We start from the raw sequence: 18,616 nt of genomic DNA, 5'->3' as shown, positions 1-18,616 counted from the left end.
CGAAGCCCCCGTCCTTCCTGTTTCGGACGGACAAAAGAAGAAGTAATGCCCTTTCGACAGGTTGAAGCGAGACACTCGGCTCGCTTCAAGGGCGAACGGAGATCGTTATGGCAGACTTCGATTATGACGTGCTGGTGATCGGTGCCGGCCCCGGTGGCTATGTCGCGGCGATCCGCGCGGCGCAGCTGGGCCTCAAGACCGCCTGCGCCGAAAGCCGCGAGACGCTGGGCGGCACCTGCCTCAATGTCGGTTGCATCCCTTCCAAGGCGCTGCTGCACGCCTCGGAACTCTATGACGAGGCCGCGAACGGTGCGCTCGCCAAGCTGGGCGTCAAGATCGACAAGATGAGCCTGGACCTCGACACCATGCAGGGCCAGCGCAAGGACGCGGTCAAGGGTCTGACCGGGGGCATCGAGTTCCTGTTCAAGAAGAACAAGGTGACCTGGCTCAAGGGTCGGGCCAGCTTCACCGGTGCCAACACCGTTGAAGTCGGCGGCGAGACGGTGACGGCGAAGAACATCGTCATCGCGACTGGCTCCTCGGTCACGCCGCTTCCGGGCGTTGCGGTCGACAATGCCGGCGGTCAGATCGTCGACTCGACCGGCGCGCTGGAACTGGACAAGGTTCCGGGCCATCTGGTCGTCGTCGGTGGCGGTGTGATCGGCCTCGAACTGGGCAGTGTCTGGAAGCGCCTGGGTGCCAAGGTGACGGTGGTCGAATATCTCGACCAGATCCTGCCCGGCATGGACGGCGAAGTCCGCAAGGAAGCCAACAAGATCTTCAAGAAGCAGGGCTTCGAATATAAGCTCGGCACCAAGGTGACGGGTGCGCAAGTCGGCAAGAAGGGCGTGACCCTGACCGTCGAGCCTGCTGCCGGTGGCGACGCGGAAACGATCGAGGCGGACGTCGTGCTCGTTTCGATCGGCCGTCGTCCCAACACCGAAGGCCTCGGCCTCGACAAGATCGGCCTGGAGCTGAACGCACGCGGCCAGATCGAGACGGACCATGAGTTCGGTACGAAGGTTGCGGGCGTATGGGCGATCGGCGACGTCATCCCCGGACCGATGCTGGCGCACAAGGCCGAGGACGAAGGCATTGCCGTTGCCGAGAATATCGCGGGCCTGACCGGCATCGTCAATCATGACGTGATCCCCAGCGTGGTCTATACCAAGCCGGAAATCGCAGGCGTGGGGCTGACCGAGGAAGTCGCAAAAGAACGCGGCGCGATCAAGGTCGGCAAATTCCCGATGATGGCCAACAGCCGCGCCAAGACCAACCACGAACCCGACGGCTTCGTGAAGATCATTGCTGACGCCGAGACGGACAAGGTGCTGGGCGTGTGGATCATCGGGGTCCCTGCTGGCACCATGATCGCGCAGGCGGCACAGGCGATGGAGTTCGGCGCGTCGAGCGAGGACATCGCCTACACCTGCCACGCGCATCCGACGCACAGCGAGGCGATCAAGGAAGCGGCGATGGCTGTGACCGGCAAGCCGATCCACATGTGATCGCCTATCGCGTCGACCCATCGGTAGACAAAGGAAGGGCCTCCGCATTGCGGCGGCCCTTTTCCTTTGGCGGCGTCATATGCCCGTTGTCCCTGCCGAAAGGGCGTGAGAGGATCTGTGCTTCAACGGGGAGCCATGCTCATGCGTTTCGCGATCAAAACTGGTGAAGCTGGCGTCCGATGGCGACGCAGCTTCTGGACCGTCCTGTGCTGCCTCTGGGTGCTGCCTGCGATCGCCATGCGTTTTTCGCGGCAGTTTGTCTGGGGCATCGAGGATTTTGCCGCTTGGGCGCTGTTGCTCGGCGGCCTGGGGCTATGTGTCGAATTGTCGTTCAGGGTCACATCTGCGCCGATGTTGCGGGCGATGCTGGTCGGCGCGGCGGTGGCTGTCGCCGGCGTCATCTGGGCTGACGCTGCGGTCGGCATTCTGTAGCGGCGGAACGGGGTTCCAACCGATATTCAGAAATCGGGCCTCCGCTTCTCCCGGAACGCCGTCACGCCCTCCGCAAATTCGGGCAGCGTGAAGGCGTCGCGGAACATTGCCAGCGTGGTCGTGTCATCGTCGGCCTGACCGTCGAGGATGCGGCGGATGATCGCCTTGGATGATCGCACGCTATGCTGGGCATTTGCGGCGATGCTCCGGGCCAGGGTGTCGGCAGTGGTCAGCGGATCGACGGCGATCTGCTCGATCAGGCCGATCGACAGGGCTTCGTCCGCCCCGTGTAGCGCGCCGGTGAAGAGGACGCGCTTCGCGCGCGCCGGGCCGACCAGATCGACCAGCAATTTCGTGTCGAACAGCGAGTAGACGATGCCGAGCTTCGCCGGCGTGATCCCCATTCGGGCGGTTGGTGCGGCGACGCGCAGGTCGCAGGCGATGGCAAGGCCGCATCCCCCGCCGATGCAATCGCCATCGATCGCGGCGATCACCGGCTTTTCGGCATGGGCGAGCGCATATTGGCTGGCGCGGATTGCGGCCTGATTGGCGACCCGCCACTCCTCCGCGCCAGAGAAACGGGCAAATTCGTCTATGTCGGCCCCGGCGCAGAAGAGGCCGGGCGTGCCGGAAGCGAGGATCAGCACGCGCACCGTGGGGTCGCCCATCGCGTCTCCCACCAGCTGCGGCAATGTTTCCCACATCGCCTGGGACATGGCGTTGCGTCGCGCGGGCCGGTCGATCAGCAGACGGCCGACCGCACCGTCGCGTTCGAGCCGGAGAGTCATGCCGGCCAGCGTTCCAGCAGCGGCACCAGTTCGTCGAAATGATGGATGATGGCGTCGGCCTCCAGGTCCTCGACAGGGCCGTCAAGGAAGCCGAAGCTGACGGCGACATTGGCGACGCCTGCATTGCGCGCGCCGGCAATGTCGTTGATCGTGTCGCCGACGAAGAGGGTCCGGCCGCCGCCCGCGCGTTCGATCATGGCGCGGATCGGCGCGGGGTCGGGCTTCGATATGCCGACCGTGTCACCGCCCACGATGCTGGCGAACCGGTCGGACAGGCCGATCTGGCGCATCAACGGGATGGTGAAGCGCTCCGCCTTGTTGGTGCAGATGGCGAGCTTGATGCCAAGCCCCGCAAGCTGATCCATCGCCGCGATCAGGCCGGGATAGGGAACGGAGTAAATGGCCAGATTCTGCTCATAATAATCGAGCAGGATCGGTAGCAGTTGCGCCAGGATCGCCTCGTCATGGCCGCCCGAGGCGTCCAGCGCGCGCTGGAGCATGACCTTTGCCCCTTTCCCGACGAAGGGATGGATGGCCGCGACCGGAAAGGCCGGGCGGCCGATCGTGCCGATGGCATAATTGACCGCCGCAGCGAGGTCGCCGCTGGTGTCGATGAGCGTGCCGTCCAGGTCGAAGCCGATGATGTCGAAGGGGATGTTCGCCATGACCATCGCCATGCCGCGACCATGGTGGCAAAGGCAAGCCAAACATGGCAGAGCAGTCCTGCAATCGCCCGGCGAGGGTGATCGTCGCACCATTCTCCGTTCGCCCCGAGCCAGTCGAAGGGCGGCGCTTTCTCCTTCACACGGAAAGGGAAAGCATGGGGAAGCGGCAAGCTCCGACCCTGGAGGGCTGGGCCTGCCGTGGGGACGATCATCACGCCGGACGCTCAGGAACAACAGGATCCGCACGCCGTGACCAGCCCCGCCTCTCGTCCGCTCGCCGTCATCATCCTTGCCGCCGGCCAGGGGACACGTATGAAATCCGCGCTGCACAAGGTGCTGCATCCGGTCGCCGGGCGGCCGATGCTGCTCCATCTGCTGGCGAGCGTTTCCCAACTGGCGCCGGAACGGCAGGTGGTGGTCGTCGGCGCGGGACGCGAGCAGGTGGAGAAGGCGGTTGCCGGCACGGGCGCGGTGATCGCCGTGCAGGACCGGCAGCTGGGCACCGGTCATGCGGTCGCGCAGGCGCATGACGCGCTCGCGGGTTTCGCGGGCGATGTGCTGATTCTTTATGGCGACGTGCCGTTGGTGAGCGCCGCTACGATGCGGGCGATGCTCGATCGGTTGAGCCGGGGCGACGAGCCGCGCGCGGTGGTGCTGGGCTTCCGTCCCGATGATACCGCCGCTTATGGCCGCATCATCGCCGATGGGCAGGGCATCATCGAGAAGATGGTGGAATATAAGGATGCGAGCGAGGCCGAGCGGGCGGTGACGCTCTGCAACAGCGGCCTGATGGCGGTGCGCTCGACCGACCTGTTCATCCTGCTCGACAGGATCGGCAACGACAATGCGGCCGGCGAATATTATCTGCCCGACATCGTGATGCTGCCCGGCGCCACCAGCGCCGTGATCGAGACGGAGGCGTGGGAAGTGGCGGGCATCAACAGCCGCATCGAACTGGCCGGGGTAGAGGCGATGTGGCAGGCGCGCCGCCGGATCGAGGCGATGCGCGACGGCGTGACCCTGGTCGCCCCGGAGACGGTCTTCTTCTCGCATGACACCGAGCTGGGCCGCGACGTGGTGGTCGAACCGAACGTCGTCTTCGGCCCCGGCGTCATGGTGGCGGACGATGTGACGATCCATGCCTTTTCCCATCTGGAGGGCGCGCGCGTCGAAAGCGGGGCGGAGATCGGTCCCTATGCGCGGCTGCGGCCGGGGGCGGAGATCGGCCCCAAGGCGAAGGTCGGCAATTTCGTCGAGATCAAGAAGGCGACGCTGGGCGAGGGGGCGAAGGCCAATCACCTGTCCTATATCGGTGACGCCAGCGTGGGCGCGGGGGCGAATATCGGCGCGGGGACCATCACCTGCAATTATGACGGCTATTTCAAGTACCGGACGGAGATCGGCGCGGGCGCCTTCATCGGCTCCAACAGCGCGCTGGTCGCGCCCGCGACTATCGGGGACGGCGCGATCGTAGCTGCGGGCAGCGTCGTGACCCAGGCCGTGGAGGCGGATTCGCTGTGTCTGGTCCGGCCCGAACAGGTCGGCAAGGCCGGCTGGGCGGCGGCATTCCGCGCGCGGATGAAGGCGAAGAAGGCGGCTGTCAAAGGATGAGTTTCGTCCGTGGTCATCCCTGGCTGGCGGGATTTCTGTGTCTGCTGCTGGCGATCATCGGTTTTGCGGCTTGGCTGGTCCTGAACGCCAGCGCCATGCCGGTGGTGCGACGGGCGGAGATATTGCTGCCGTTCCCCGCCGATGCGCCCCGCAAGCCGATGACGGTTGCGCTCATGACCGACACTCACCTGTCCGGCCCGGACAACAGCCCGGCGCGGATGGCGCGGATCGTGGCACAGATCAATGCGCTCCGGCCCGACCTGATCCTGCTGGGTGGCGACTATGTCGGCGACGACAAGGGCGGCGCGATCTATGACGGGCAGGCGAGCATCGCGCCCTTTGCCGGCCTGCGTGCGCCACTTGGCGTGGTTGCGGTGCTGGGCAATCATGACAGCCGCAGCCGGAAGAACCAGCGGGCGTTGAGCGGGCCGGACTGGCAGGCGGCTTTCGACCGGATCGGCGTGACGCTGTTGCAGGATCGGGCCGTCCGGCGCGGGCCGCTGGCGATCGGCGGCTTCAAGGACATCTACACCAGCAAGCCCGATGTGCCCGACACGCTGGCGGCGATGCGCCGGATCGGCGGTGCGCCGGTCATGCTGTCGCACGGGGCCGACCTTTTTCCGAGGCTACCCGATGCGCCGTCGCTGACGCTGGTGGGCCACAGCCATTGCGGACAAGTCGCATTTCCTTTGGTTGGCGTGGTCTACGTGCCCTCGCGCTACGGCACCCGCTATGCGTGCGGCCTGTATCGCGAGGGCGCCAGGACGATGATCGTTTCAGGCGGCGTGGGCACCAGCGGCTTTCCCATCCGGATGTTCGCGCCGCCCGACATCTGGATGATCACCATCCGGCCGGGCTGAAATATCCTCGTGCGCCCGTCATGATGCTGCTGGGCGGTCGCGATGACTGGCATGGCGGTGAAACCACTCTATAAGAGCGGTTTCGCTGGTTCATCGGGTTCGACGGGGCATCTTCTTCATGTGCGGCATCATTGGAATCATCGGCAAGGACGACGTAGCCGACCGGCTGGTCGACGGCCTGAAGCGGCTGGAATATCGCGGCTATGACAGCGCAGGCGTCGCGACTGTCCATGACGGCGCGATCGAACGGCGCCGGGCCGAGGGGAAGCTTGCCAACCTCGTGAAGGAACTGGCCGCCGAACCGCTGCCCGGCATGACCGGCATCGCCCACACCCGCTGGGCGACCCACGGCGCGCCGACCACCAGCAATGCCCACCCCCATGCCACGCGTGAGGTGGCGCTGGTCCACAACGGCATCATCGAGAATTTCAAGCCGCTGCGGCAGGAACTCATGTCCCGCGGCCGCGTGTTCGACAGCCAGACCGATACCGAGGTCGTTGCCCATCTGGTGAGCGAACTGGTGGAGCAGGGCGTCAGTCCCAAGGAAGCCGTGGCGCAGGTGCTGCCCCGCCTGCATGGCGCCTTCGCGCTCGCCATCGCCTTCCGCAGCCATCCCGACATGCTGATCGGCGCGCGGCTGGGCTCGCCTCTGGTGGTCGGCTATGGCGACGGGGAGACCTATCTCGGCTCCGACGCGCTGGCGCTTGCGCCGCTGACCCAGCGCATCGCCTATCTGGATGAGGGCGACTGGGTCGTCATCACGCGTGACAGCGCCGAGATTTTCGACAAGGATAACAACCCCGTCGAGCGGCCGGTGACGATTTCCGGTGTGTCGGGCGCGATGATCGACAAGGGCAATCATCGCCACTTCATGCAAAAGGAGATTTTCGAGCAGCCGGTGGTCGTCGCCCAGACGCTGCGCTCCTATCTGCGCCGCATGGACAACCAGATCGCCATGCCCGACATGGATTTCGATCTGGGTCAGGTGAAGCGCATCACCATCGTCGCCTGCGGCACCAGCTTTTATGCCGGTCTTGTCGCCAAATACTGGATCGAGAAATTCGCGCGCGTGCCGGTCGACATCGATGTGGCGAGCGAGTTCCGCTATCGCGAGCCGGTGCTGGAGCAGGGGGGGCTCGCCCTCTTCATAAGCCAGTCGGGCGAGACGGCCGATACGCTGGCTGCCTTGCGCCATGCCAAAGCGGAGGGGCAGATCATCGCCGTCGTGGTGAACGTCCCCACCAGCAGCATGGCGCGGGAGGCGGACCTGCTGCTGCCGACACATGCCGGGCCGGAGATCGGCGTTGCCTCGACCAAGGCCTTCACCTGCCAACTGGCCGTGCTGGCGGCGCTGGCGGCCAATCTCGCGCGGGCCAAGGGCAAGCTGACCCCGGAGGAGGAAGCCGAGATCGTCTGGCACCTGTCCGAAGCGCCAGCCGCATTGAACGAGGCACTCAGCCGCGACGGTCAGATCGAGGCGATGGCGCACCTGATCGCGCCGGCGCGCGACGTGCTCTATCTGGGGCGCGGGCCGGACTATCCGATGGCGCTGGAGGGCGCGCTGAAGCTCAAGGAGATCAGCTATATCCACGCGGAAGGCTATGCCGCGGGCGAGATGAAGCACGGCCCGATCGCGCTGATCGACGAGCTGGTTCCCGTCATCGTCATCGCGCCGAGCGGGCCGCTGTTCGAAAAGACCGTCAGCAACATGCAGGAAGTGCAGGCGCGGGGCGGCAAGGTGGTGCTGATCTCCGACGCGGAGGGCATTGCCCTGGCCGGCGAAGGCTGCATGGCGACGATCGAGATGCCGCAGGTTCATCCGCTCATCGCGCCCCTCGTCTATGCCGTGCCGGTGCAACTGCTTGCCTATCATGTGGCGGTGGCCAAGGGCACCGATGTCGACCAGCCCCGCAACCTCGCCAAGTCGGTGACGGTGGAGTGACCGAAGACCTGTTCGAGCCGCCGGCCCCGGCTTCGCAGGCGCCGCGGCCGGACATGCTGACCGTCAGCTTCGACCATTGGGAAGGGCCGCTCGACCTGCTGCTGACGCTGGCGCGGGGGCAGAAGGTCGACCTGCGTGAAATTTCCATCCTGGCGCTGACCGAACAATATCTCGCCTTCATCGACAGTGCGCGGCAGCTGAAGCTTGAACTGGCGGCCGATTATCTGGTGATGGCGGCTTGGCTCGCCTATCTCAAATCCTCCCTGTTGCTGCCCCGCCAGGAACAGCCCGATCCCAGCCCCGAGGAGCTGGCGCTGCGGCTGCAACTGCGGCTTCAACGGCTCCATGCGATGCGCGACGCTGCCGCGCGGCTGATGGCGCGCGACCGGATTGGTCGCGACGTCTTCCCGCGTCGCAAGCCCGAAGGGTTGCGGCTGGTCCGGAAGGCGCAGTGGCGCGCCAGTCTGTTCGACCTGATCCAGGCCTATGGACAGATTCGCGCGCGGACCCAGCCCGTCGTCCACACCATCGCGGTGCGGCCGGTGATGACGCTGGACGAGGCCATCCAGCGGGTCGGCGCGCTGGTGGGCGCGGCGCTGGACTGGACCCGGCTGGAGGCTTTCCTGCCCCGCGATCTGGACCAGCCCAAGGCGAAGTCGGCGCTGGCCAGCAGCTTCGTCGCGGCGCTGGAACTGGCGCGGCAGGGGCGGCTCGACATCCAGCAGGACGGCATTTTCCAACCCATTTACCTGCGCGTCGCCGCGCCGGTCGGACCCCAGTCATGATCCAGGAACCCGACGATTTCCTTCGTGCCGTCGAAGCTGCCCTGTTCGTGGCGGAGGCGCCGATGACGCCCGCCGAGCTGAAGCTGCATGTGGGCGATGCGGGCGACCTCGACGGCGCGCTGGCGGCGCTGGGTGACCATTATGCCGGGCGCGGGGTCAATCTGGTCGAGCGGGGCGGGCGCTGGCATTTCCAGACGGCGCCGGACCTCTCCCATATCCTGCGGCGCGAAAAGGACGAGCCGCGCAAACTGTCCCGCGCGGCAATGGAGACGCTGGCCATCATCGCCTATCACGAGCCGGTCAGCCGTGCCGAGATCGAGGCGATTCGCGGCGTGCAGGTCGCCAAGGGCACGCTGGACGTGCTGATGGAAGCGGGATGGGTCCGGCCTGCGGGGCGGCGCGAGGTGCCCGGACGCCCGCTCATCTATGCAACCACCGTAGAATTCCTGTCACATTTCGGCCTTAGCAGCCGCCGTGACCTGCCGGGGATCGAGGATTTGCGTGTCGCCGGGCTGCTTGATCCCGTGGATTTGGCGCTGGAGGGTCTCGCCGACCAATCCGTTGTGGAAAATGACGAGGAAGACGCCTAGAAAGGCCTTCTACTAGGAGTATTGAAAAATGGGTTCCTTCTCGCTGATGCACTGGGTGATCGTGCTCCTGGTCGTCATGCTGCTGTTCGGTGGCGGCCGGATTTCCGGTCTGATGGGTGATGTCGCCAAGGGCATCAAGAGCTTCAAGAAGGGCATGGCGGACGATGATGACGCGGTCACGCCGACCAAGCCCGCCACCCGGATCGAAGGTCATCGCGTCCCCGAACAGGATGCGCCGAGCGCGACGCCGACCGCATCCGACGAAAAGACCAAGGCCTGATCGCTAGCACAGGCCGATAGTCCCGCATGTTTGGCATCGATTCGACCGAACTTCTGGTGATCGTGATCATTGCGGTGATCGTGATCGGGCCGAAGGATTTGCCGCGCGCGCTCTACAAGGTGGGGCAGATCGTGGGTAAGGCGCAGGGCATGGCCCGGCATTTCCGCACCGGGATCGACGCCATGGTGCGCGAAGTCGAACTGGAAGAGCTGGAAAAGAAGTGGGCCGCGCAAAACAAGCGGATCATGGCGGAGCATCCGGCCGAGACTGCGGCCGAAGCCCTGCCCGCTCCGGATGCCGGCGACACGCCGCCGTTCGTGGCCGAATCCGCGCCGCTGGCCGACGAGCCGCCCTATGTTGCTGAATCGGCGCCCGTGGCGACCCCGGCCTCCGATGGCCCGCCCTATGTTGCGGAAGCGCCCGCTGCCGGAGCGCGCAAGGATGACGCAGCGGCATGATCACGGATATTGACGACAGCAAGGCGCCCCTGCTGGATCATTTGATCGAGCTGCGCAGCCGCCTGCTCAAATGCGTTTATGCGCTCTTCCTGACAGGCGCGATCTGCTTCTATTTTTCGGAGCAATTGTTCGCCATCCTTGTCCACCCGCTCAAGGAAGCCTTTGGCGACGGCGGCGGCAAGCTGGTCTATACCAAGCTTTACGAAGCCTTTTTCGTTCAGGTGAAGATCGCCGTGTTCGGCGCTTTCTGCCTGTCCTTCCCGATCATTGCCAACCAGCTCTGGGCCTTCGTCGCGCCCGGCCTCTACGCCAAGGAAAAAAAGGCGCTGCTGCCCTTCATCCTGGCCACGCCCTTCCTCTTCGCCATGGGGGCGAGCCTCGCCTATTTCGTGGTGATGCCGACCGCCTTTCATTTTTTCTTGGAGTTCCAGGGTAATAGCAGCGGCCTGTCGGTCGAGGCGCTGCCCAGCGCGGACTCCTATCTCGGCCTCGTCATGCAGTTCATCCTGGCCTTCGGCATCAGCTTCCTGATGCCGGTGCTGCTGATGCTGCTCAACCGTGCGGGGTTCGTGACGCGCGCGCAACTGATCAGCTTGCGCCGCTACATGATCGTCGCCGCTTTCATTCTGGCTGCGGTGCTGACTCCGCCCGACGTCGTATCGCAGCTGATGCTCGCGATTCCGTTGCTGCTGCTGTACGAAATCACCATCATCGCCATCTGGTTCACCGACCGCAAGCAGGCGAAGGATGAGGCTACCGAGGAAGCGTCGGCCTGAACTGACCCGGATGATGATGGCTTTGCGCGGGGTCGAACGCCGCCCGCGAACGCCTCTTCAGCCGTTCCACGACATGAGACGAACCGGGTGGGGGATGCCTGCGGAGACCTGCCGGCATCCCCCGGTAGTTGAACGGTGGGAACGCCCATCGCGTCGCAATCGCCGTGCCAATATGATGCCGGTCAGGAAAATCGGCCATCGCAAAGGTTAACGGGCTGCATCCGGGCGTTCGCTTTGTCAAAATTCCCGACATGGTCCGATTCCCGTTGAAATGGCGAGGCTGTCACTCGCTCGAACTTCTATTGACTACATTCGTAATCGATGCGACTACGTCTGTGGTTGTCAAACGGGTGAGTCGGGTGTCGGGCAAGTGAGCGAGAAGATCAGCGAAGCGGAACTGGTGGTGATGGAAGCGCTGTGGGAACAGGCGCCGCAGACCGCCAACGACGTCGCCGACCGCGTCGCCGCCGACCGTGACTGGAGCCTTCAGACCGTCAAGACGCTGCTGTCGCGACTGATGGCCAAGGATGTGATCGCCGCCGACCAGGATGGCCGCCGCTTTCTCTACCGCCCGCTGGTGGCGCGGGACGATTATGTCGCGGGTGAATCCGGACGGCTGGTGAACCGGCTGTTCGGCGGGCGCGTGTCGCCGCTGGTCGCCCAGCTGGCGCAGCAGGATCAGTTGACGGCGGACGATATCGCCGAGCTTGAGGAAATCCTGAAAGGATTGAGATCATGAGCGTCTGGCTGGCAGAAACCCTGATCGCTACCACCTTGCTGATGGCGCTGGTCATGATGCTGCGAAGACCTGTCGCGCGCTGGCTGGGGGCGGGGGCGGCCTATATGCTCTGGCTTCTACCCTTGGCGCGGATGCTGATGCCCGCGCTGCCGGACGATGTAGTCGATCCCTCGCCGTTGCATGTCGCGGTCGACCAGGCCGGCTTGCCCGCAATCTTCAACGACGCGCCGATCGGTGCGGCAGTCGACACCGCGCCGGGTCTGCCCTGGCTGGAAATCGCCATTGCCATCTGGTTCGTTGGACTGATCGTCTTCCTGGCGATCCAGGCCGTGGGCTATGTCCGCTTCCGCCGTCACATATTGGCCGGATCGACCGAGATCGGCATGGAAGGCCGCATCCGCATCATCACCAGCCCCCAGGCGTCGGGTCCGCTTGCCTTCGGCATTTTCCGTCCCTTCATCGTGCTGCCGCCCGATTTCGCCCTGCGATACGATCCGCAGGAGCAGGACATGGCGATCGCGCATGAACGGGCGCATCATGAACGCGGCGACCTGACCGCCAACATGATCGCACTGCTGCTGCTGGCGATCCACTGGTGCAATCCCGTCGCCTGGATGGCCTATCGCGCCTATCGCGCCGATCAGGAAACCGCCTGCGACGCGCGTGTCCTGTCGCTCTACGGCAGCGACCAGGCCCACGCCTATGGCCGCGCGATTTTGAAGGCCGCCGGCGGTCGGCAGTTCGCCGGCGCCTGTCATCTCACCCGTCTCGCCACGCTCAAAGGGAGGCTGAAAATGTTGTCGACTCATGAAACATCGCTGCGGCGGATCAGCTGGGGCATGGCGGCTGTCGCGCTCGTCACCGCCACCGGCCTTGCCCTCACCGCATCGGGCAGTCGCGCCGCGCAGCAGATGGCGGCGCTGACCGAAAAGGTCGAAGGCGCCGATCTCGCTCGCCTGACCGATCTGGTCGCCCAGCCGGCGCAGGCCAGCACCCCTGCCGTCGCCGCCGTGCCAGCCGTTCGAGCCGTGCCTGCCGTCCCGGCCGCGCTCGGGCACGCCGATCCGCAGCCCCAGGCCGTGCCGCTGCCACCGGTCCCGCCTGTGCCGCCCGCCGCCGACATGGTCGCACCCATTTCGCCAGTGCCGCCTGCGCCGCCGGTGACGGTGCGCAGTGAGAAGGGGCGGATCATGGTCACCCACGCCGATGGACGGGTCGAAAGTCATCGCATTCCCACGGAAGCGGAAATCGCCCGGATGGTGCCGATCGTCGATGTCCGTGAGGGCTGCGACGGCAACGAGATGACCAGTCACCGCGAGACGGTCGACTCCGATGGCCGCCGCCATATCCGTGTCCGTATCTGCGAGCGGGCTATCGAGGCGCAGGCACGGCACGCCGCGCGCATGGGCAAGGCTGCCGCGCGGGCCGGATTATTGTCTGCCCGTGCCCAGATCGCCGCCACGCGGATGCCGGCTGCCGACCGGGCCGAGGCGCTACGGGACATTGACGAGGAGATCGCCCAACTCGATGGCGAGAAGGACTGAAGTCAGCCTTGGCCCAGACGCCGGGCCACGGCGACAAATTCCTCGACGCTCACCGTTTCCGCGCGGCGCTGCGGGTCGATCCCTTCGGCCTCCAGCGCCGCCAGAGCGCCGGGCAGTCCCTTCAGGCTCTGGCGCAGCATCTTGCGTCGCTGGCCGAAGGCGGCAGCGGTCAGCCGCTCCAGATATTTGAGCTGCACATCCTCGGGCGCCGGCTTGGGGGTCAGGTGGACCACGGCCGACATGACCTTGGGCGGCGGCGTAAAGGCGCTGCGATGCACTTTCATCGCGATCCGCGCATCGCTGCGCCACTGTGAAAGCACGGCGAGGCGGCCATAATGGTCGGTGCCGGGTTTCGCCACGATCCGCTCGGCGACCTCCATCTGGAACATCAGGGTCAGGCTTTGCCACCAGGGTAGCGGCGACCAGTCGGTCGACAGCCAGCCGACGAGCAGGGGTGTGCCGACATTATAGGGCAGATTGGCGATCACATGCGCGCCGTCGCCGGCCTCGCTCTGGGCATCGACCTGAATGGCGTCGCCGGAAATGACGCGCAGCTGGTCGGGGAAGGCTTCCTGCAATTCGGCCAGGGCTGGCAGGCAGCGCTGGTCGCGCTCGACAGCGACCAGTTGCGCCCCTGCACGCAGGATCGCGCGGGTCAGGCCACCGGGGCCGGGGCCGACCTCGAACGCGCGCGCCGTCTTGAGTGGGCCGGGGATGGCCGCGATGCGGTCGAGCAATTGTTCGTCGAACAGGAAATTTTGCCCCAGCGCCTTGCTGGCCGCGAGGCCATGGCGCGCGATGACATCGCGCAAGGGCGGCAGCGCCGGACGGGACTCAGCCATGGGCGATGCGGGCGCGGGCGGCTTCGGCCGCCATCCGGAGCGCGGCCATCATCGCGCCGGGATTGGCGCTGTCGGTGCCGGCGATGCCGAAGGCGGTGCCATGGTCGGGCGAGGTGCGGACGATCGGCAGGCCCAGCGTGATATTGACGCCTTCGTCGAAATTCAGCGTCTTGATCGGGATCAGCGCCTGATCATGATACATGCACAGCGCCGCGTCGTAGGTTTCGCGGGCGCGGGAATGGAACATGCCATCGGCAGCCAGCGGCCCGACAATGTCGAGGCCATCCGCGCGCAGCAGGTCGATGGCGGGACGGATCACGTCGATTTCCTCGCGGCCCAGCGCGCCATTTTCGCCGGCATGGGGGTTTAGCCCCGCGACGGCGAGGCGCGGGCGGGCGATGCCGAAATTGCGTTGCAATCCCTTGGCGGTGGTCAGCGCGCGGCTGCGGATCAGGTCGATGGTCAGGGCGGCGGGCACTTCCGCGATCGGGATGTGGATCGTGATGGGCACGACTTTCAGTGACGGGCCGGCCAGCATCATGACGGCATTGTGCGGCGCAACTCCGCAGCGTTCCGCGATGAATTCGGTCTGGCCGGGATGGGTGAAGCCGACCCCGTACAGCTGTTCCTTCCCCACCGGGGCCGTGACGACGCCGCCTGCCGATCCCGATCGCGCCAGGCCGACCGCGACTTCCAGCGCCTGGAAAGCGGTACGGGCGCCATCGACACAGGGGCTGCCCGGAACGATGTCGCCCGCCTGCGCGACCTGGAGGCAGGGAAGGGACGATCCGAAGGCGTCGGCGGCTTCCTCCGGACTGTCGATCTGGACGACCGGCCCGAGCCACACGGCGCGCAGCGAGGCGATGTCGCCGACCGCGAAGAAGGGCGGCAGGCCGCGCGCCTCCCGCATCACCCAGCTCTTGGCGACGATCTCCGGCCCGATCCCCGCCGGATCGCCGAGCGAAACGGCGAACGGAGCGAGGGGGGGCGCGTCAGTTATATTCGATGACGGCATCGCGGCGAAGATCCCGCAAATAGATGCGCGCGCGCTTGTTGACCCGTTCTTCCTCCAGCTGCGCCATGATCTGGTCGGCATTGGGGGCGTTCGCGGAGGCCGGATCATCCCGGCCGCAGACCACCAGGACGCGCACGCCGTCAGTGATCGAGCCGAAGGGCGGTGTCGATTCACCCACCTGCAGGTTGAGCAATATGTCCTGCAACTGCGGCGGCAGGTCGCGGACCTTCACATTGTCATTGTCGACCACGTCGGCGCCGATCTTCGCGCCGACCTCATTGGCCTGGCCGCACCCCTTGATCTCCTTGATCGCGGCCGCGAAGCTCGCGGCCTTGGCGCTTGCCTGTTCCTTGGTCGTGCCCTGCGGGAAGAGGACCGACAACTGCTTCAGGCTGAGCAGCGAATCGCGGGGATCGGCGGTCAGCACCTTGCGCTTGTCCATGACGTAGATGAGCGACACGCCACCCACCGTCTCGATCGGTCCGGCGATCTGGCCGACCTGCATTTCCGCGGCGGCCTGCGCCAGTTCGGCCGGGAGCTGCGCGGGGCGAATCCAGCCAAGGTCGCCGCCGACCGCGGCCGTCGACGCTTCGGAAAACTGACGGGCATAGGCCTGGAAGCTGCCGCCTTGCTGGATTTGCTGGATGATGTTGCGGGCGTTGGCGACGATCTGCTCGCGATTTTCCGGCGTCGCCGAAAGATAGATTTCGCCGATCCGATATTCGTCGCTGCCCTTCGCGGCGTTGAGGCGGTCGATGACCGACTTCACTTCTTCCTCCGACACGTTGACGAAGGGCTGGATATTGCGGCGGAGCAGGCGGCTCCAGGCGAGTTCGCCCTCGATCTGCCGCTTGATGCTGGCGGACGAGCTGCCCTTTTCGCGCAGATAGCCGTCGAACTGGGTGGGCGACTGGCGGAAATTGGCGGCAACCCGCTCATAGCTCTGGTTGACCTCCGCCGGATCGACCTTGATGTCGTTGGCGGCGGCTTCCTGGATCTGGAGCGTCTCGTCGATCAGGTTGCGCAGAACCTGCACGCGCAGCCGTTCCTTTTCTTCGGCCTCCACCTTGCCGCCATTGGCGGTGATGATGAGGGCGAGGCGCTGATCGACGTCGGTGCCGGTGATGATGCGGCCGTTCACGATCGCGGTCGCCTTGCGGACATTCGGATCGCTCTTGCCGAAGACGGTGACGTCCTTGGGCAGGTTGAGCTGCTGCGCGGCGATATCGCCGCTATCATCGACGGTCTGGGCGGCGACCGACTGGATGCCGGTGCCGATCAGCGCGGACGACAGCAGCAGGGCGCGCAAACCGGTACGAACGCCGCGGATCATGCGGTTGGGCGTGGAAACGACAGGCAGCATCGTCGGCAATAATCTCCAATACGGTCCGATACATGATGTATCGATCCGCCTTAACCAGCCCTGACGGGGACGCGGGAAGCGTGATCCTTATATGCCAATATTGCGGAAAGCTAGCCGTAGCTGGAAACCATTGCCCTTTCGCGCGTCGCCATTGGCCTGGTAGTCGCGTCGCCAGGTGAGGCCGAGCGTCAGGCAATCATCCTCATAGGCGAAGCCCAGCCGATGGCGGACGGGTTCATATCCGTCGGCGGCGCTGACCGGATCTTCCTGCGCGTCGGTCAGGTCGACGACGGTCGATCCGAAGACGGACCAGAAGCGCGCGAACTGCACCCGACCGCCCAGGCGCAGCTCCTCGCGATCCTGAAGGTCCTCAAGCCCGGAAATGGCGTTGCGGTTGAGGCGCAGATAGCCGACCATGGCATAGGTCTTCTTGCTGCCCACGGTGGCGTCGATCTCGTTGCGGCGGACCGACAGACTATCCTTGTCCAACCGGAAACGGTGGGTGAAGGCCACCAGATTCTTGTAGCGGAGCGTGGTGCGCCCGACGATGTCGGAGGTGCGGTCGGAAAGGCCGGTGCCGTCGGGCAGGATGCTTTCGCGGCGGTCGAGGCGATAGCTTTGCCCGACGATGCTCTGGAGCGAGAAATTGGCCAGCTCCAGGCTATATTCCAGGCCATAGGTGACGCGCGAGCTGTCCTCGAACCGGTCATAGCCGGCGAAGCGGTTGAGCGCGAAGAGGTTGCTGTCCTCCAGGTCGACGGCGCGGGCATCTTCATTGGGCAGCGACAGGTTGGCAAGGTGGGGGGCGGCCACGATCTGCACGCGCGGCGCGATTCGCTGGACACCGCCAAATGCCTCGCCGACGAAGGGCCAGCGCATGTCGACGGCGGCCGCAGCGATGCCGCGCGCCTGCCAGCCCGGATCGCCGGCGTAGCTGGCGACCGAGGTCAGCAGATTGTCGCTGCTGTGATAGACGTCGCCGCGCAGATAACCGGTGAACGTCACTTCCTGGCCAAGCCCGGTCAGCGTGCGCAAATTCCATTCTGCGGCTGCGAAGGCGCGTTGCGTGTCCTGGCCGCTGGTCCGGGTGATCGCCAGCGTGTTCGCCTGCAATTGCAGCACGCCGCCCAGCCACGGATCCTTCATCCGCAGCCGATAGTCGATCACCGGCAGCGCGATCGGGGTCTGTCCCTGCGAATCGCCTTGGCGCAGCGTCTGCACCGCCCAGCCGCGAATCGAGAAATAGCTGTCCTCGCCAATGCGCTGCGCGCCGATGGTCGATCGCAGTCGGTCGTCGCGGCTGATGTCGTAACGGCGCAGGAAGGTGCGGTCGGTGGCCACGCGGATCGACCCGTCGACACTCCATTCCGGGCTGAGCTGCATCGCGCCGCTGGCATCGAGATAGCCGCGAATATCCCTTTCCGAATCTGCCGGTGTGGTGCCCGCAGCGCTGTCGCTGGTCGCGACGCGGCTGCCATGGGTGATGTAGCCGGTGATCTGGTAGGCGCCGCGATCGGTCAGGTGGCGGAAGTTCGTCTCCAGCATCGGCAGCGTGTCGGTGTAGACGTGCGGCGTGATGGTCAGGTCGCGATTGGGCGCCAGCTTGTAATAATAGGGCAGCGCGATTTCGAAGCCGTTGGTGCGGTCGTAGCGCAGGTTGGGCATCAGCAGGCCGCTGCCGCCATTGTCGCCGACCGGATGGGACAGGCCGGGCAGGGGGATGAGCGGCAGGCCGAACAGCTCGATATTGGCGTTCTTGTACGTCACGCGTTCGCGCGTGGGATCGTAGATCACGCGGACGGCATTGATCTGCCAGGTCGGCTCCTTGGGGCAGCCATCGCTGTCCTCCACCGCGCAGCCGGTATAGGCGGCGCGGTGGAGCGTGTAGACGCCGTTGACGCGCTCGCCCTTGACTGCCGCCAGGCGGCCGCCGGACTGGAGCACCAGAAGCATATTGTCGACCGCGCCGTCCTTGAGCGTGTCGGTCACGTCGAAGCGGTCGCCATAGGCGATATTGCCTTCGGGGTCGGTGACGGAGACATTGCCCTGCGCCTCCACCTTGCCCGAGTTGCGGTCCCATACGACCTTGTCGGCGCGCAGGCGGTTGCCGTCGCGCAGCAGCTGCACATTGCCGCTTGCGGTCACCACGTCGCTGTCGCTGTCATATTGCAGCGTGTCGGCCGCAAAGCCGAGCTGGTTCTCGCTGTCCGGCACCGGCGCGTCAGGCGCGCTGATCGGCGTCTGCGGTTCGTTGAGCTGTTGCGCCAGCGCCTGCGGGCCGGCGGCGAACGCGACACCGCCCAGCAATGCGGCGCGGAAGGAAATGGGGAACAGGGCGTTTTGCAAGCAGGGGGGCCTTATCGACGGGCGCATCTGGCGTCCCGCCTATCGCACTGATTGGCTGTCCGCAATCGCCCG

At 65.6% G+C, this 18,616-nt stretch carries 18 protein-coding genes; 12 read left to right on the top strand and 6 right to left on the bottom strand.

From position 1 onward, the window contains the following. The first annotated feature begins 107 nt into the window (after positions 1–107). Positions 108–1,508 (top strand): dihydrolipoyl dehydrogenase, encoded by a 1,401-nt coding sequence (gene lpdA, locus K3M67_RS11185; RefSeq protein WP_285831500.1) that lies wholly within the window; start codon positions 108–110, stop codon positions 1,506–1,508. A 141-nt stretch (positions 1,509–1,649) separates the two neighbouring features. After that, positions 1,650–1,940, top strand: coding sequence for a hypothetical protein (locus tag K3M67_RS11180; protein ID WP_066858009.1), 291 nt, complete (start codon positions 1,650–1,652; stop codon positions 1,938–1,940). Positions 1,941–1,966: 26 nt separating this feature from the next. Here K3M67_RS11180 and K3M67_RS11175 read toward each other — a convergent pair whose 3' ends face one another. Then, positions 1,967–2,728 carry an enoyl-CoA hydratase/isomerase family protein gene (locus tag K3M67_RS11175; RefSeq protein WP_285831499.1) on the bottom strand — a complete coding sequence of 254 codons (762 nt, stop codon included), beginning with the start codon at positions 2,726–2,728 and terminating at the stop codon, positions 1,967–1,969. Further along, on the bottom strand, positions 2,725–3,393 hold the full coding sequence (locus K3M67_RS11170) for an HAD family hydrolase (RefSeq protein WP_066858012.1): 669 nt from the start codon (positions 3,391–3,393) through the stop codon (positions 2,725–2,727). Before K3M67_RS11170 ends, K3M67_RS11175 begins: the two co-directional genes overlap by 4 nt. Positions 3,394–3,600: 207 nt before the next feature. On the opposite strand from K3M67_RS11170, the gene glmU reads away from it, so the two are divergent. The 10 genes from glmU (at position 3,601) to K3M67_RS11120 (ending at position 12,978) form a co-directional block, all read left to right on the top strand. Beyond that, positions 3,601–5,004, top strand: coding sequence for a bifunctional UDP-N-acetylglucosamine diphosphorylase/glucosamine-1-phosphate N-acetyltransferase GlmU (glmU, locus tag K3M67_RS11165; RefSeq protein WP_285832931.1), 1,404 nt, complete (start codon positions 3,601–3,603; stop codon positions 5,002–5,004). Continuing rightward, positions 5,001–5,864, top strand: a complete 864-nt coding sequence (locus K3M67_RS11160; RefSeq protein ID WP_066857563.1) for a metallophosphoesterase — start codon at positions 5,001–5,003, stop codon at positions 5,862–5,864. The genes glmU and K3M67_RS11160 overlap by 4 nt, the downstream gene beginning before the upstream one ends. 118 nt (positions 5,865–5,982) lie before the next feature. After that, complete coding sequence (glmS, locus tag K3M67_RS11155; RefSeq protein WP_285831498.1) at positions 5,983–7,806, top strand: glutamine--fructose-6-phosphate transaminase (isomerizing); 1,824 nt, start codon at positions 5,983–5,985, stop codon at positions 7,804–7,806. A 53-nt stretch (positions 7,807–7,859) separates the two neighbouring features. Beyond that, positions 7,860–8,591 carry a segregation and condensation protein A gene (locus tag K3M67_RS11150; protein WP_066858015.1) on the top strand — a complete coding sequence of 244 codons (732 nt, stop codon included), beginning with the start codon at positions 7,860–7,862 and terminating at the stop codon, positions 8,589–8,591. Further along, positions 8,588–9,181, top strand: coding sequence for an SMC-Scp complex subunit ScpB (gene scpB / locus K3M67_RS11145; RefSeq protein WP_066857569.1), 594 nt, complete (start codon positions 8,588–8,590; stop codon positions 9,179–9,181). The genes K3M67_RS11150 and scpB overlap by 4 nt, the downstream gene beginning before the upstream one ends. A gap of 28 nt (positions 9,182–9,209) precedes the next feature. After that, positions 9,210–9,461: a twin-arginine translocase TatA/TatE family subunit gene (locus tag K3M67_RS11140; RefSeq protein ID WP_066857572.1), complete on the top strand. Its 252-nt coding sequence runs from the start codon at positions 9,210–9,212 to the stop codon at positions 9,459–9,461. Positions 9,462–9,487: 26 nt separating this feature from the next. Continuing rightward, entirely contained in the window at positions 9,488–9,919 is a 432-nt protein-coding gene (gene tatB, locus K3M67_RS11135) for a Sec-independent protein translocase protein TatB (protein WP_066857575.1), read from the top strand. Then, positions 9,916–10,695, top strand: coding sequence for a twin-arginine translocase subunit TatC (gene tatC, locus K3M67_RS11130; protein ID WP_066857578.1), 780 nt, complete (start codon positions 9,916–9,918; stop codon positions 10,693–10,695). The genes tatB and tatC overlap by 4 nt, the downstream gene beginning before the upstream one ends. A 370-nt stretch (positions 10,696–11,065) precedes the next feature. Beyond that, positions 11,066–11,434, top strand: a complete 369-nt coding sequence (locus tag K3M67_RS11125) for a BlaI/MecI/CopY family transcriptional regulator (protein ID WP_066857581.1) — start codon at positions 11,066–11,068, stop codon at positions 11,432–11,434. Further along, the gene (locus tag K3M67_RS11120) at positions 11,431–12,978 is read left to right on the top strand and encodes a M56 family metallopeptidase (RefSeq protein ID WP_285831497.1); all 1,548 of its coding nucleotides are present in this window, start codon (positions 11,431–11,433) and stop codon (positions 12,976–12,978) included. The genes K3M67_RS11125 and K3M67_RS11120 overlap by 4 nt, the downstream gene beginning before the upstream one ends. 2 nt (positions 12,979–12,980) lie before the next feature. Here the strand turns inward: K3M67_RS11120 and rsmA are convergent, their stop codons facing one another. The 4 genes from rsmA to K3M67_RS11100 form a co-directional block, all read right to left on the bottom strand. After that, on the bottom strand, positions 12,981–13,820 hold the full coding sequence (gene rsmA, locus K3M67_RS11115; RefSeq protein WP_285831496.1) for a 16S rRNA (adenine(1518)-N(6)/adenine(1519)-N(6))-dimethyltransferase RsmA: 840 nt from the start codon (positions 13,818–13,820) through the stop codon (positions 12,981–12,983). Next, a complete protein-coding gene (pdxA, locus tag K3M67_RS11110; RefSeq protein WP_066857590.1) occupies positions 13,813–14,835 on the bottom strand; it encodes a 4-hydroxythreonine-4-phosphate dehydrogenase PdxA in 1,023 nt (340 codons plus the stop codon). Before pdxA ends, rsmA begins: the two co-directional genes overlap by 8 nt. After that, a complete protein-coding gene (locus K3M67_RS11105; protein WP_066857593.1) occupies positions 14,813–16,198 on the bottom strand; it encodes a peptidylprolyl isomerase in 1,386 nt (461 codons plus the stop codon). Before K3M67_RS11105 ends, pdxA begins: the two co-directional genes overlap by 23 nt. Positions 16,199–16,285: 87 nt before the next feature. Beyond that, positions 16,286–18,571 (bottom strand): LPS-assembly protein LptD, encoded by a 2,286-nt coding sequence (locus K3M67_RS11100; protein ID WP_502958878.1) that lies wholly within the window; start codon positions 18,569–18,571, stop codon positions 16,286–16,288. Positions 18,572–18,616: the final 45 nt, after the last annotated feature.

It is taken from the genome of Sphingobium sp. V4 (assembly GCF_029590555.1).
In the GTDB taxonomy this organism is placed as follows: domain Bacteria; phylum Pseudomonadota; class Alphaproteobacteria; order Sphingomonadales; family Sphingomonadaceae; genus Sphingobium.
Note: the sequence above shows the minus strand (reverse complement) of the source record. Positions and strands in the feature narration are given on the sequence as shown.

Excerpts from the sequence above, each read along its gene's own strand:
- lpdA (WP_285831500.1), top strand. The coding sequence starts at position 108 with ATGGCAGACTTCGATTATGACGTGCTGGTGATCGGTGCCGGCCCCGGT.
- K3M67_RS11180 (WP_066858009.1), top strand. The coding sequence starts at position 1,650 with ATGCGTTTCGCGATCAAAACTGGTGAAGCTGGCGTCCGATGGCGACGC.
- K3M67_RS11175 (WP_285831499.1), bottom strand. The coding sequence starts at position 2,728 with ATGACTCTCCGGCTCGAACGCGACGGTGCGGTCGGCCGTCTGCTGATC.
- K3M67_RS11170 (WP_066858012.1), bottom strand. The coding sequence starts at position 3,393 with ATGGCGAACATCCCCTTCGACATCATCGGCTTCGACCTGGACGGCACG.
- K3M67_RS11160 (WP_066857563.1), top strand. The coding sequence starts at position 5,001 with ATGAGTTTCGTCCGTGGTCATCCCTGGCTGGCGGGATTTCTGTGTCTG.
- glmS (WP_285831498.1), top strand. The coding sequence starts at position 5,983 with ATGTGCGGCATCATTGGAATCATCGGCAAGGACGACGTAGCCGACCGG.
- K3M67_RS11150 (WP_066858015.1), top strand. The coding sequence starts at position 7,860 with ATGCTGACCGTCAGCTTCGACCATTGGGAAGGGCCGCTCGACCTGCTG.
- scpB (WP_066857569.1), top strand. The coding sequence starts at position 8,588 with ATGATCCAGGAACCCGACGATTTCCTTCGTGCCGTCGAAGCTGCCCTG.
- K3M67_RS11140 (WP_066857572.1), top strand. The coding sequence starts at position 9,210 with ATGGGTTCCTTCTCGCTGATGCACTGGGTGATCGTGCTCCTGGTCGTC.
- tatB (WP_066857575.1), top strand. The coding sequence starts at position 9,488 with ATGTTTGGCATCGATTCGACCGAACTTCTGGTGATCGTGATCATTGCG.
- tatC (WP_066857578.1), top strand. The coding sequence starts at position 9,916 with ATGATCACGGATATTGACGACAGCAAGGCGCCCCTGCTGGATCATTTG.
- K3M67_RS11120 (WP_285831497.1), top strand. The coding sequence starts at position 11,431 with ATGAGCGTCTGGCTGGCAGAAACCCTGATCGCTACCACCTTGCTGATG.
- rsmA (WP_285831496.1), bottom strand. The coding sequence starts at position 13,820 with ATGGCTGAGTCCCGTCCGGCGCTGCCGCCCTTGCGCGATGTCATCGCG.
- pdxA (WP_066857590.1), bottom strand. The coding sequence starts at position 14,835 with ATGCCGTCATCGAATATAACTGACGCGCCCCCCCTCGCTCCGTTCGCC.
- K3M67_RS11105 (WP_066857593.1), bottom strand. The coding sequence starts at position 16,198 with ATGCTGCCTGTCGTTTCCACGCCCAACCGCATGATCCGCGGCGTTCGT.
- K3M67_RS11100 (WP_502958878.1), bottom strand. The coding sequence starts at position 18,571 with ATGCGCCCGTCGATAAGGCCCCCCTGCTTGCAAAACGCCCTGTTCCCC.